This window comes from Rhodohalobacter sulfatireducens (assembly GCF_022012475.1).
Lineage (GTDB): Bacteria > Bacteroidota > Rhodothermia > Balneolales > Balneolaceae > Rhodohalobacter > Rhodohalobacter sulfatireducens.
This window is the reverse complement of record NZ_JAKLWS010000003.1, coordinates 150,089-163,585: the sequence shown is the minus strand read 5'-3', so window position 1 is coordinate 163,585 and position 13,497 is coordinate 150,089. Positions and strand designations below refer to the sequence as shown.

The 13,497-nt window shown below is 40.7% G+C and carries 10 protein-coding genes, 1 tRNA gene and 1 pseudogene; 1 reads left to right on the top strand and 11 read right to left on the bottom strand.

Annotated elements, in window-relative coordinates:
- Nucleotide 1: 1 nt before the first annotated feature.
- From L6773_RS04070 to L6773_RS04025, 10 genes and pseudogenes are all read right to left on the bottom strand, one after another.
- Entirely contained in the window at nucleotides 2-1,087 is a 1,086-nt protein-coding gene (locus L6773_RS04070; protein ID WP_237852576.1) for a class I SAM-dependent methyltransferase, read from the bottom strand.
- Nucleotides 1,088-1,192: 105 nt separating this feature from the next.
- On the bottom strand, nucleotides 1,193-2,764 hold the full coding sequence (locus tag L6773_RS21690) for a TylF/MycF/NovP-related O-methyltransferase (RefSeq protein WP_237852575.1): 1,572 nt from the start codon (nucleotides 2,762-2,764) through the stop codon (nucleotides 1,193-1,195).
- A 170-nt stretch (nucleotides 2,765-2,934) separates the two neighbouring features.
- Complete coding sequence (locus L6773_RS04060; protein WP_237852574.1) at nucleotides 2,935-4,224, bottom strand: Gfo/Idh/MocA family protein; 1,290 nt, start codon at nucleotides 4,222-4,224, stop codon at nucleotides 2,935-2,937.
- 102 nt (nucleotides 4,225-4,326) lie between these two features.
- On the bottom strand, nucleotides 4,327-5,028 hold the full coding sequence (locus tag L6773_RS04055) for a cytidylate kinase-like family protein (RefSeq protein ID WP_237852573.1): 702 nt from the start codon (nucleotides 5,026-5,028) through the stop codon (nucleotides 4,327-4,329).
- A gap of 79 nt (nucleotides 5,029-5,107) precedes the next feature.
- A complete protein-coding gene (locus tag L6773_RS04050; RefSeq protein ID WP_237852572.1) occupies nucleotides 5,108-5,692 on the bottom strand; it encodes a flavodoxin family protein in 585 nt (194 codons plus the stop codon).
- Between the two features lie 44 nt (nucleotides 5,693-5,736).
- The gene (recN, locus tag L6773_RS04045; RefSeq protein WP_237852571.1) at nucleotides 5,737-7,443 is read right to left on the bottom strand and encodes a DNA repair protein RecN; all 1,707 of its coding nucleotides are present in this window, start codon (nucleotides 7,441-7,443) and stop codon (nucleotides 5,737-5,739) included.
- Between the two features lie 450 nt (nucleotides 7,444-7,893).
- Nucleotides 7,894-8,355: pseudogene (gene tnpA / locus L6773_RS04040) on the bottom strand (IS200/IS605 family transposase).
- Between the two features lie 365 nt (nucleotides 8,356-8,720).
- Nucleotides 8,721-10,187, bottom strand: coding sequence for an oligosaccharide flippase family protein (locus L6773_RS04035; RefSeq protein ID WP_237852569.1), 1,467 nt, complete (start codon nucleotides 10,185-10,187; stop codon nucleotides 8,721-8,723).
- A gap of 3 nt (nucleotides 10,188-10,190) precedes the next feature.
- Nucleotides 10,191-10,625: a type II 3-dehydroquinate dehydratase gene (locus L6773_RS04030; RefSeq protein WP_237852568.1), complete on the bottom strand. Its 435-nt coding sequence runs from the start codon at nucleotides 10,623-10,625 to the stop codon at nucleotides 10,191-10,193.
- A complete protein-coding gene (locus tag L6773_RS04025) occupies nucleotides 10,622-11,020 on the bottom strand; it encodes an HIT family protein (RefSeq protein ID WP_237852567.1) in 399 nt (132 codons plus the stop codon). Before L6773_RS04025 ends, L6773_RS04030 begins: the two co-directional genes overlap by 4 nt.
- Nucleotides 11,021-11,229: 209 nt before the next feature.
- Between L6773_RS04025 and L6773_RS04020 the strand changes: the two genes are divergently transcribed.
- Nucleotides 11,230-11,302, top strand: a tRNA-Lys gene (locus L6773_RS04020).
- Nucleotides 11,303-11,507: 205 nt separating this feature from the next.
- Here the strand turns inward: L6773_RS04020 and L6773_RS04015 are convergent.
- Nucleotides 11,508-13,460, bottom strand: coding sequence for a phospholipase D-like domain-containing protein (locus L6773_RS04015; protein WP_237852566.1), 1,953 nt, complete (start codon nucleotides 13,458-13,460; stop codon nucleotides 11,508-11,510).
- Nucleotides 13,461-13,497: the final 37 nt, after the last annotated feature.

Sequence of the window (13,497 nt, the reverse complement as noted above, 5' to 3'; positions counted from 1 at the left end):
ATTATTTAAAGAACAGGTTTTTAGCTTTTTTTAAGATATTTTTTAGTACAGTTTTCTTTTCGATCTCTCTGGTTAAATAATCAATAATCTCATTTCCTTTATAAACGTAATCGACTTTAATTCGTACTTCATCAATCTCGACCGGTTCTTTACTCTCAAAATTTAACTGGATTTGGGGATCATCGGTAACAAATAAATAATCACTTCCATCAACCCTGAAAGCATTGGATGAAAGTGAATATGGATGATCAATCTTTGAATTGTTCAAAAATAACTCAATGGAGTTAAGTTTAATCTTTATGTAGTTATTAAGCGGATCGAACCTGATGCTATTCACAAATTCCGGATCATTAAATCTGAAGATAAATTGCATATTCTTGTTTTCAGCCACATGAGAAAATGAATTATATTCTGAGTAATCCTCTTCTTTACACTTATAAAATAATTGGGCGAATTCGGGAACCTCTTTATTTATAATCTTTTTTAAGTGGTTGTTTTGATACTCAAGTGAATGTTTTCTGCCCGTTGATGCAAATAGTTTAGATATTAACGGATCTTCTTTCGCAGAATCAATGAACTTCAAAAGTTGAGCATTACAATGGCTGCCTACACATAAAACACCTAGTCCGCATCCATGTATAAATTCAAAAGAAGGGTATTGGTCTTTCAGCTCGCTAAACAATTTCCAAACGCCAAAATCATCTTTTCTTAAACAAGTATCATGGAAAAGAACAACACCAGAACTACTCAATTTTGGCAACCATGTTTGAAAATCGTGCTTTACTGCTTCATAGGTATGCATTCCGTCAATATGAAGCAGATCAATACTGTTATCATCTACTTCTTTTGAAGCTTCATCAAAAGACATCTTCAAAAGTGTCGAAAAGCCCTCGAAGTGCAAACGGTTCATTTCATATACATAATCGTAAACATCTCCTCCATAAAAACCTGCATGTTCATCTCCCTTCCAGTGATCTACTGCATATGCTTTACAATTGATAGAATCATCCTTAATGGCTTGACAAAAGCTAAAATATGAGACCCCAAAATGAGTCCCCAATTCTACAAACACTTTGGGTTTAATCAAGTCTGTTAGATAAAAAGCGAAAGGAATATGTTCAACCCAAGCTGATTCTTGGTCATTAAACTGAGGGTTTTTAAAGATTTTTTCATTTAGTACCATATCCAATAATCACTCCACATGAACAAAATTTCGGATACCATTCTTTATTACCTGTTTAACTTGAATCCAGCGGTCTCTCCTTTGCATCTTCACTTTATTCCTATTTATAACCTCTCGGTTAAATTTCTCCCTGGAAACATTTTTAATTTGTTTCTCTTTTTTCCAAAACACTCCATCATGATCGATAGAGCATATTTTTTCATCAATGCCAAAAAACTTTCTATAATCATTTACGGCTTTCTTGCATGCTTCAATGGCACCCCAATCATCAATGATACAATAACCCCCAATGGACAGTTTAGGGTATAAATAGAATAGGGCATCAATCGTTGATTCATATAGATCTCCGTCAAGCCTTAAAATAGATAACCTGGAAATCGGAGCCGTTGGCAGCGTATCTTTAAACCAGCCTTCCAAAAACTCAACCTGATCATCTAATAGATCGAATTTTTTAAAATTACCTTTAACTTCACTTTTGGATATTGATAATTCGTCAAACTCATTGAGTGCAATATTTTTATCATCCGGATACATATTACTGTTAGAACGTGGCACACCCTGAAATGAATCTGCTACCCATACCTTTCTGTTTTTCTCGTTGAGAATATCCAGAATGCCTCGCATCAGGATACAGGCTCCACCTTTCCACACCCCTGTTTCTATCAGGTCTCCTTTAATATCATTTTCTATGACGTTTTTCAAACAAAATTCAATGTTTGATAATCTTTGGTATCCAATCATAGTCAAGGCATCCTCAGGCCAGGTCAACCCTGAGTATTTTTCAGGAAATTTTATCTCCAGGTAATTTGGGCTTAAATACACAAATTCGGGGCGCAGATTCTCATCCAGTTCTATTCCCAGTAAATCCAGTTTTAGCAAAAATATTTCAAAATTCGTTTTATTGATATTTTTTTCAAGAAAGTTGCCCGGCTGGATTCCTCTCATCTCCTCCCATGGTTTCTCTCTTTTTCTTTTTTCAATTACAAATACACTGTCATAATAATGGAATGAGTGTGCTGAACGTGTAATATCGGTTGGCGAAAGTTCATCCCCCTTGATGTGCCATGCATTTAGATGATCAATCAGGCCTTTAGTGAATTCTATAAAGCTTTCCTGCTGTTTATAGCCTCCTCCATACTCTTCCCAGTATGAGGTATGTAAATCTTCACATAAATAGATACCATCATCCTTTATGTGATAAAATAACTCCTCAAACGTTATTCTTTGCTCATCCATCCGGTGGCCGCCATCATCGATTAGAACATCGATCTTTGGGATCTTTTCTTTAATTTTCCTGAGAAAGTCCCTGTCGGATTGTGATCCTATGAAAATATGAGTTGATTTGTCCTCAAACTGCTTACAATTTTCATCGATGTCGATTCCATAGATTTTAGCCTGATCCCCAAAATAATCTTTCCACATCTGTAGGCTGCCTCCCATTGAAACACCGATCTCCATTATGATACACTCTTTATTTCTGTAGCGTTGAAAATGACGATGGTAAATTTCAAAGTAGTGGATCCACTTATGGATAATTCTACCATCATTTTCTTTGAAATAAATTTCAAGAGGGTTTTTCACGAACTTATTATTGAGCCGTCTGATCGTTTAAGGAGCAATTGTAATAAGATAAGATTTGAGCTGCATAAAAATTGAATCAGAAACCACAGAATCTTAATAAAAAAATACCTCAAGCGGCAATTACTCATTACGCTTGAGGCATGATTTTTAAAATTAAGTATATAAATTATCTAAACCTCGTACCCTTCCCGATATTCCTTATCGAGATAGCTGTTGGCTTCGTCATCATCAAATCGTTCGGCTACCGGATCCCATTTCAAATCACGGTTCACCCAGTAAGCAATGTTGGCTATGTTGCAAACGGACGCTGACCGGTGACCAACCTCAGCCGGGCAAATGGTTTCCTTGTGCTCGCGGATGCCGTCAATCCAGTTTGCATAGTGATTATCGCTGTGATACAATCTTTCGTCGGAGGATTTAATCTCAGCAGTAGCAATATTCGCAGGGTTGGTTTGCAGAAATTCCCTGGAAACCTGCATACTTCCTTCAGTACCGTGGAACTCAACGCCGTGTCCCCTGCCAAACTCATAGTGTTCCATCTCAATTCCGTTGGCATAGATCATTTTGAGTCCTCGTTTTGGAACCGGAGTTTTTGGAGCGATCAGTTCAACCGGACCGGTATCATCCATTCCAAGTGCCCACTGAGCAATATCAAACATATGTGCTCCCCAGTCACAAAGAGTACCGCCGCCAAATTCTTTAAAGTCCCTCCATCGCGGCCAGCTCTGGTCTTCTACCGGTGGTGCTACAACTGAATTGAACACGTTCATGGGGGCAGGGCCAATCCATCGATCCCAATCCAGATCTTCGGGCATGGGTTCCTCTTCAAGGTCATACGGTATAGCCGGATCGGTAACACTTACAATCACTTTCTGAATCTCTCCGAGGTACCCATTACGAACCAGTTCACAGGCATGACGAAAGGATTCCCAGGAACGCTGCATACTACCGGTCTGTAGAATTACATCATTCTCATCTACAGCATTTACAAGTTTCCTTCCCTCAACGACTGTATGTGTGAGAGGCTTTTCGCAGTAGATATGCTTTCCGGCATTTGCGGCATCAATCGCTGCTTTTGCATGCCAGTGATCAGGCGTAACTACAACAATGGCGTCAATGTCGTCACGTGTCAGCATATCTTCATAATTGTGGTAGGTTCGAAATCCCGCCCAATAGTTCTTACCCGTTTGCTCCTTGTAATGGTCAGCCACGTGATCTTCAAATGCTTCAACTTTAGCCTTATAAACATCAGCAGCAGCTACGATATCTACATTTCCCAGTTCCAGGAAGCTTGTTGCCAGGTATGGGCTCAGCCGTCCGGTTCCAATAAACCCAAGAGATAGTTTATCGCTTGGGGCTACTTTACTTCCTCCTAATACTGAACTTGGTACAATTGATAATCCGGCCGCTGCCATTAACGAAGATCCAATAAAATGTTTTCGAGAAATATGGTTACTCATGATATGGTTAATGTCTTGGTTGTTTGGTAATGGTCATTCTCATTTAAAGTTATTTCTCAACTTTATCAAATAAAAACCCTGTTATTTCCATGAAATCTATAATTAGCTTACAAACTCCAGCTTTAACCCGCTTTTTTGTTCATAGGCTTCTACTACAATCGCCATCATCTCTTGCAAGCTGAATGTTCCTGAATTAAGAACAAGGTCATAATCGGAGGAATCTGATATCTCATTTTTAAAATAGTAGCGTACAAACTCCCCGCGTTCTGCATCAGTTTTTTTGATAATTGAGAGTGCTTCTGCTTTGGTGATACCTTCCCTTGCAGCATAATCAACAGCTCTTTTCTCTTCGGGCGATACTATTCGAACATGGAATGAATGCGGATCCCGACAAATATAATTTGCCCCACGGCCTACAATAATTGCATTACCATGGTATTCAACAGTGCGAATCAGCCGTGTAAGTGTACGAAGATAGTTAACATTTGTGTTTACATTCTTCATAAATCCCACGACCACATCTTCAATCAACACTCTTCGGTTTTCATCCAGTGATTCGAGATATTTTTTACTGCTGCCCAATTTATCGGCAATCGCCTGAAGAATATCACGATCCCAAACCTTAAACCCCATTTTTTCTCCCATCAGGGTGGCCAATGCAGCTCCTCTCGCCCCGAACTCCCTGGAGATGGTTATAATCGGGTACGGATTTCCCTTTGGCGTAATGATTTTATTTTTAAACGAGCTCTCCAGTTCCCATGTCTTGATCTGTTCATCAATGATTTTATGCAGAATTTTCGACATCACTCCTCCCTCTTTTTTTCTACTCTATACCGAAAAGTACAACCCATTTTTAAATATTACATGTGGAGAAGTAAAATACTTAGTTCTTTTCTTTACTTTTTATGGCTGAGGCAATCTGGGCTACGCGATGGCCAAGCAAATTTCCCTTTTCTAAAAATTGCTCAGATAGTTCATTGGGCGAGTTGACTTGAAATGGATCTTCACCGGTAATTGCTGAGGCACCAAATGGCTGTGTCCAGTCCGGCCCGCCCACAATAATCATTCCGAAAACCAGCATGCTTTGTATCATGTTCATCTGTACAATCTCTTCACCCGCCGAGATTCCGCCGCCGGTTACAAAGACAGCTCCTATTTTATTTTTCAGCGGCTCGTTTTCAAACGGCCAGGATGTAAAGAACTGCTGTATTTCCGTTGAAACATTCGCATTATGCACCGGGCTGCCCACGATAATGGCATCGGCCTGTAGCAGGTCGGATTCTTGAGTTTGATTAACTGGCAACAACATCACATTCACACCTTCAATAGAGCGAGCTCCTTCTGCAACTGCCTCCGCCATTCTCTCTGTGTTTCCGCTCTCACTGTGATAGGCGATCAGTACATTGGTTTGTGCAAAAACTGTGGAAGTTATCACCAAAAAATTGAGTAGAAGTAAACAAGTTTTCATGGGCTGGAAGATTTAAATTGTTTACTGCGTACTGTTAACTTAATTTAGTTTCTCATCCCGCCACGATCGATCAATTCTCGAGCACTTGTCAGGGCCGATTCAGTAATCTGCTCACCGCTCATCAAGCTGGCAACTTCTCGGATATGTTCTTCATCCGTAAGCGGAAGAATTTTAGTTACGGTTCGCATATTTTCCTCCACTTTTTGCACTTTGTAGTGTTTATGAGCCTGGCTCGCTATTTGAGGCTGATGGGTAATCGCTACAATCTGGCACATTTCGGAAAGTTTTCGCATAACCCTGCCCACTTTCTCAGAAATCTCACCACTGATTCCGGTATCAATTTCATCAAAAATCATAACCGGCAGTTTCTGTTCGCGAGCTAAGATCGATTTCAGTGATAACATCACGCGACTGACCTCTCCACCCGAGGCAATAGCTGCCAGCGGCTTAGGGTCTTCACCTTTATTTGTAGAGATAAAGAATTGAATATCATCACAACCATCTTCACTGCAATCTACTTTTTGGCCTTCACTTTCAAACCAGCCATTTTCTGAAAATCGCCAGGCAACATTTACTCTGAACTGTCCGTGCTGAATGCCAAGGTTTTTCAATGAATTCACAATATCTTCTGAAAGCTTTTCGCCGATTTTATGCCGTTCATTATGAAGAGCAACAGCTTTTTCTTTCAGTGTAGACGCCTGTTCCTGTATTTCCTTCTCTATTTTTTCAATCTCAAACTCAAAATTTTCAGCCACATTTAACTCAGCTTTAATCTCATTCAGGTATGCAATCAGATCAGGAATGGAACGCTGGTATTTTTTCTGTAGCCGGTTCAGTTCCGATTGCCTTTGACGAAGTTTTTCGAGTCTCTGTGGATTAAACTCTATCCGATCTCTATACCTCTCTGCAAATTGAATGGTTTCCTGGATACTAATCCTGGCCGTATTCACTTCCTGCAAATAGGTCTCAAAATCAGGCTCAATTCTTGCCATATCTTCAAGATTCAGTTTAATGCTATTGAGCATATCCATCAGGCTCACATCATCGCCGTTCCCAATCTCAGTAATGGCTGCCGCTTTTTGATCCAAATCCTCGGCATTATCCAGCAGATTCATTTCCGCTTTGAGATCCTCCTCTTCATGCAGATCCAGTTCGGCATCTTCAAGCTCCTTAACCTGGAACTGGTAAAGCTCAGTTTTATCTTTCAGTTCACGCTCTTTCTTCTCAAGATTGCGCAACTGGTTCTGCAACTCCTGCATTGTTCGATACTCTTTTTGATAGGTTTCCAAAAACGGCTCAATCGTATCAAACTGATCAATCACTCCCTGGTGATGCTCCTCTTTCAACAGAAGCTGATGATCGTACTGGCCGTGCAGGTCCACAAGCTGATCACCCACCTGTTTCAAAACAGAAATATTCACCGGCGTATCATTGATAAATGCGCGGCTTCCGTTTTCACGAATCTCACGCCGAAGGATCAGCTCCTCACTGTAATCAATGGATTGTTCTTCGAGCAACTTTTTGAGATACTCATTTCTCCCAACATGGATAAATGCTTCTGAAATGGCTTTATCTGCTCCTTTTCGAATCACATCTGTATCCGCACGCTCACCAAGAATCATGTGCAACGCTCCAATGATAATTGACTTACCTGCGCCGGTTTGGCCCGTAAGCACATTTAAGCCGGACTGAAATTGAACATCTAGTTCATCGATCAGCGCAAAGTCTTTTATATATAGGGATTTGATCATAGCTGTAAATGTAGAATGTAGATTTTTAAACAGAAAAAATGATTCTTAGATCTCCAAAAATCGGTTGTGTAAAATACATATCGCTGTCGTAACAATCACAAATCGTTCCTGTGGAACGAATAGATATCTTGATGATTCATTTTGATTACCTGTCAGATCTTCCAAACGGAACATTTGTAGATAACTGTGTTTCGTTGACTGCAACTCGTTTTTTATTCAAAGTCCCAAAATTACAGTTTTATATTTGCTCGATACGAACATATTGATTTTAATTTGAATCGTCCCGGAGTGACGATTAGTCGGTAACAATTCCTAACGGAACAATTTTTAATCTCTTTTGTCGATCTCAAGGCAGATCTAGATTTATTTCATTACATCCCGGAGGGATGTTTGGTCGGTAACAATAAATCGACACCAATTCAGTATTCGTTCCATAGGAACGTCTGGTGTTTACTTCGGCTTCGTAAAGATATACTTCTCATCATACTCCACTTCAAATCTTCTTAGTAACTTCTTGTATTCATCCAAAAAAGAGACTTTTCTATGATGTTATTCTTGGTTTTTGATGTATTTGATTACCCGTGGAACATGACTTTTTGAGTACGAAAAAGCACCAAAACCCTCTTGCCAAGCAAATTTTGAATCACATAAATTCTGACGTTGTATCCACTTACTACTCTCGCTTTTCACATTTTGTATCATCGAAGAGATAGATTGAGATGGACGAAATCCTACCAAAATATGGATATGATCTGGCATGCTGTTGATCTGTAACATTTTATGAGCATTATGATGGAAGATGCCTGTGATGTATTGATGTAACCTCTCTTTCCATTCTGCTGCGATTAATGCTCTTCGATATTTCACCGCAAATACAAATTGGATGTGGATTTGAGTGTATGTGTTTGGCATAAGGTCTTTTTTTTGTTCTAATTTGTCTTTTGACACCAAACGTTCCTACGGAACGGCCTCATATTTCGACGGCTTGGTTGTTACCAACCACTTGTTCCTATCGGAACATTTTTAATCTCTTTTATACATCTCAAGGTAGATCTAAATTTATTCCATCACATCCCGGAGGGATGTTTGGTCGGTAACCAAAATATCGGCCCCAAAATAATCCCGTTCGGCAGGAACGTTTGGTGATCTTAGATTCAGCTGATGGTTCAGATTCAAAGTCTCTCCTATCTATATGAACCGAAATCTAATAGACCCTTACAGATTTTGCAGAGATTTAAGAGAAATGCAATTACTCAGCCTTGCAAATCTCCTTAAAGTTACCGGAATCGGGCAAGTTTCAGTAGATAACCTCCAGCTACAACAAGCCCAATAATGAACAGGATCATTTTTCCTATTATCTCACCTGTACTCAACCAACCCACAATTATAGGCTCACCAAATACCAAAGCAGCAAAGATCACCATCAATCCAAAACTTTCGGGGAGTCGATAGGGAACATGCATAATATTCTTGCTATAGATCCCAAGGGTCAGCGCCATCGCACCGTAACTGAGTAGTGTGGCCGTTGCAGAGCCGATCATCCCAAATGAAGGAATTAATGCAAGGTTAGCGATAATGGTTATCACCGCTCCCATCAGCGTAATTTTATAGAGAATCCTTGTTTTCTCTTTGATAAATACGCCGGATGAAAAATTGATATACCAGCCGTGAAACCAATAAGCCAATAGCAGGTACGGCACAATTTCAAGACCCAGCCAATAATCACTCCCAATAAGAGTTGCATCGAGAATCGGAATCCGGATCGCTACAATCTGTTCTCTAAAAAGGGCTACAATCAAAAAGAGAATAGCTGAAAATGCATTATACCAGACAAATGCCTGTCCAAACATTTTGGGTGATTCTTCATCTCCCGCATGTCGCATGAAAAACGGCTGCCATGCCATACGGTACATCTGTACGAGAAGCAGCATAAAGACCGCTAATTTATAACATGCATTGTAGATCCCAACAATATCTTGGGGTGTGGTCCCCATCCCGTAAATCTGTTCAGCCGCAGCCGGATCCATATTGTTTAGAAAAAACCGGTCCAGCACCTCGTTGATTGCAAAGCCAATTCCGGCCGGCACAAACGGCCAACCAAACTGAAAGGCTTTTGTCAACCAAGTGCTGTTCCATGTACCGCTCAATAAATCAGATGTAAATATCCAAACAAGAATAGTAATAACCATCGAAGCCGCAAGATTGGCTATAAACACCGCTTCGATTCCAAAATTGAGCCCTAAAATCAGGTAGAAATTCAATGCGATGTTGATTCCCACATGTAACAACTTTAACGCTGCAAATGGTATCGTTTTTCTAATCAGCCGGAGTTCAGCAAGCGGTACAATCGCAAGCGTATCAAACCAGATGATCCCGATCATCATCAAAAAAATACCGGATGTTTCCTGCCCGAGATTGAATAGGGGAAGAAGCCATGGCATCAATAACCAAAGAAGCAGACTGAGAATGGTTGCAAACCCGAGAAGGCTGAGCTGAATCGTTTTAAAAATATTAGCGGCTTCTTTCCGGTTTTCGGCATATCGCAGGTAAGCGGACTCCATGCCGAATGTAAAGATCACATTTAAAAATGTGATTGCCGCATAAATCAGCCCAACTATTCCGTAACGGGCCGGAGAAAACACATCCGTATAAAACGGCACAAGCAGATAATTGATGAATCGAGCCAGCACATTACTGACGCCGTAGATCAGTGTATCGGAAAAAAGTTCTCTGAGTTTTCGCACCTTTTATTTTTTCGAAATGAGTTGCAAGGCTGCCTGCACTCCCAGCACATAGCTGTTGATTCCAAATCCCGTGATAATTCCATCCATCACCTTACCGGTAATGGAGCGCTCCCGAAACTCTTCCCGGGCGTGAATGTTGGAGATGTGTACTTCAACTTTGGGAATGCTCACAAGTTCCAGTGCATCGTGAATGGCTACGGATGAGTGTGTAAATCCACCCCAGTTCGCAACAATAGCATCAATAGTGCCCGATCGAACAGAATGAATGGCGTCGATCAGATCTCCCTCATGGTTACTTTGAACAAAAATAAAGTCATGATCAGAATAACTCTCTCTGAGATGATTTTCGATCTCAGACAGCGTCTCCGATCCATAAGTAGCTTCATCCCTTTGCCCCAACAGGTTCAAATTTGGCCCATTTAAAATCAGGAATTTCATAACCGAACCTCATCCGCTATAGATTTTGCCAGGACTTCCATCTTCTCCTTGGAGACATCAACCTTATTTCTAAGAGATACATTTTGGTCTTCCCTGTAGATAGGCACCAGGTGAATATGTGCATGTGGAACTTCAAGGCCCTCCACAATTACACCGGTTCGTAATGGGTTCAGTGCCTTGTCAATAGCGTGTGCAATTTTTTTAGAGAGGATTATTGTCTCACTTAAATTTTCATCTGAAAGATCGAAAAGATAATCTGTCTCCTCCTTCGGAACAACAAGGGTGTGCCCTTCAGCAATGGGATTAATATCCAGGAAAGCAAAATGAGTATCAGTTTCTGCTATTTTATAACTTGGAATATCTCCTTGAATTATTCTTGTAAAAATCGTTGCCATAACGGTAATTTTTAAAAATTGAAATAGAAGGTTTTCTTTAGCGTTAAGATATGTAGAATGAAGCTGTTGTGCATGCTCATTGATGCATTTACCTAAGCCTAAGAATCAATAAATTAGTAAAAGGGTTTAAAAATTAGACTTCGATGTTTGATTTTCAATCACAAAAACCCTTACCTTTAGAGTCTTTGAAAATGAGGAAATCATTTGTTGAATCGGTAGCTCAGCTGGTAGAGCAACGGCCTTTTAAGCCGTGGGTCGAGGGTTCGAGCCCCTCCCGATTCACGCATTAGTGCAACCATTTTACTAAGAATCTCTCTTGATTAACCTCTATCGGCTGATACCCGGTAGGGGTTATTTTTTTATAACGAACCTGATTTGTGATCTTCGATTATTGATTGAAAAATTTTCTGATAACAGTCATTGGATGAGTCTTGAAGGCATAAAAACAGGATTTCAGTGAAATCATCCACCCGACAACTTCTTTTCATTACTCAATCGTTACATAAGGCCTTAATTTCTGCATCGTAACCGGGCCGATACCCCGAATATTCGTCAGCTCATTCACATCTTCGAACAAACCATTTTCTAATCGATATTTCACAATTCGGCCGGCATAAGCAGGACCAATTCCCGTTAACGCCCGCAACGTCGTTTCATCTGCGATATTAATATTGATTGGAAAGGTTACATCGATCTGCTCACCATCACTGCCTATCTCCAACCGGGCAATTTTCTCTCCAACTCTATCGGGATTTTTCCACATTCCAACCCTCAGACTTTTCGCCAATCTTGTGTGTCGCTGAAAAGATTCTATTGAGTCGGGCTGTTGACGATAATAAGGGGTCCACTCTCCAAACCCTTTTTTGACAAGTTTTGAATTTACATTGATGACTTCCCCATCATCCCCTCTGGCCTGTACATATGCACGAAAGGAACCATACCGCGATTCGGGAACTCCGGAATCGTACCCCTGCAAACGTACTTCTTTATCCTCCAAAAGATTCGATAGGAATACAGCGGCCTGTCCGGAGTAATATTCAGATGAATCCTCACTTACATAAATTCGGGGAGCATCCACCCCGAGAAATCGAACCGGATAACCGAATCCCTCGGCAAGCTTTATCTCAAAAAGATTTCCGTCAATAACCTCCATTACCGGGTACCACTCATCGATATAAATTTGCGGAACCGGTGGTGATGATTTTCCTGTTGCACGATTCATTGCCCCCATAAAGTCTTGATAATATTGGTTAGCAATACTTGAAGAGTGAAAAATGAGCAAATTTTCGTCGTTATTCTGCTCTGCATTGTTTGAGTAATTATATGAACCGGCAATAGCTATGCCTCGATTGTTTTCAAATGGTTTTGTTACATCAATCAGCATTGTTTTACTGTGAAGGGTTCTCAGCTCGTTTGCCTGCCTGATGTTTCGCGTTCCCAATTGAGCCTCGGGCGTAGCCCAAATCACCCCGGCATTTCTATACTGAGCATAAAATCGCGGAGCAATCAGTCCCTGGAGTCTAATTCCATCCGTAAAAGAACGCTGCCACATCTCCCGGCTCATGGTAATGTCATGCGATATTGCAAAAGCCATGAAGTTTACATCATATTGAGCCTCTCTCTCAATCAATTCGGTAATTCTTGCAGCGGGTGATGGCTTATTGTCATTACTGTTGACGGGAGCAAAATAAAGCTCCACTTTGGTTGAGTCGACGAAAAAAACACTCTCACCAATGTATCGCTTCTCTTTATGATATCGGGACTGTTCCGGGTTTGGAACGTCACCATCTCCACCCCACATCTGCGTAAACTCCTCATGATATGCCTCTGCGACCTCGCTGTCTTTTATCACAATGGTATTATTTGTATTGATTGGGCCTGTATAGGTTAAGTTCATTGATCCGGTCCACAGATAGTAATCATCAGGATTTTCACTCAGTATATCGATGACTGCAAACTTGTTGTGCATGTCATAGCTGGCCCCTGTCAAACGATGCGATGTAACTGATCCATCCGGGTGAAACACCTCTCCGGCGTCATCAATACTATAGATCTCTGCTTGTCTCAGCATTTCCCACATTTTTTCATCCAGCTCCCGGTCGTTGAACCGGTTATAATAATCTGTGACAACCCGAACCCGAACACCCCGTTCTGCAGCCCGGACCAATGCTTCTCCTACTTTAAGATTTTCGAGATCATAAATAGAAAGATCCACACTGTATTTTGCAGAGTCGATCAGGACTATAAGGGTTTGAAGAAGGTCGGCTTCATCATTTGCCAGGTTGTTATCCTTCGCCACAGAATGATCAGCAGGCATGTTAAAAAAGATCTCTACCCATTCAACTGAACTGGTGTCGGCTTTTTGAGCAGATACAACCTGAGCATAGAAAACCAATAGAAAAGAAATTAAACATCCAACGTATAATGTCCTCTCACGCACAAATAGAGATATTCTGTTTTGTTTCTACGCCTATTTT

What these genes read in the sequence shown, in the direction of transcription:
- recN (WP_237852571.1), bottom strand. Translation starts at nt 7,443, where the DNA reads ATGATCAAATCCCTATATATAAAAGACTTTGCGCTGATCGATGAACTA.
- L6773_RS04050 (WP_237852572.1), bottom strand. Translation starts at nt 5,692, where the DNA reads ATGAAAACTTGTTTACTTCTACTCAATTTTTTGGTGATAACTTCCACA.
- L6773_RS04030 (WP_237852568.1), bottom strand. Translation starts at nt 10,625, where the DNA reads ATGAAATTCCTGATTTTAAATGGGCCAAATTTGAACCTGTTGGGGCAA.
- L6773_RS04060 (WP_237852574.1), bottom strand. Translation starts at nt 4,224, where the DNA reads ATGAGTAACCATATTTCTCGAAAACATTTTATTGGATCTTCGTTAATG.
- L6773_RS04055 (WP_237852573.1), bottom strand. Translation starts at nt 5,028, where the DNA reads ATGTCGAAAATTCTGCATAAAATCATTGATGAACAGATCAAGACATGG.
- L6773_RS04025 (WP_237852567.1), bottom strand. Translation starts at nt 11,020, where the DNA reads ATGGCAACGATTTTTACAAGAATAATTCAAGGAGATATTCCAAGTTAT.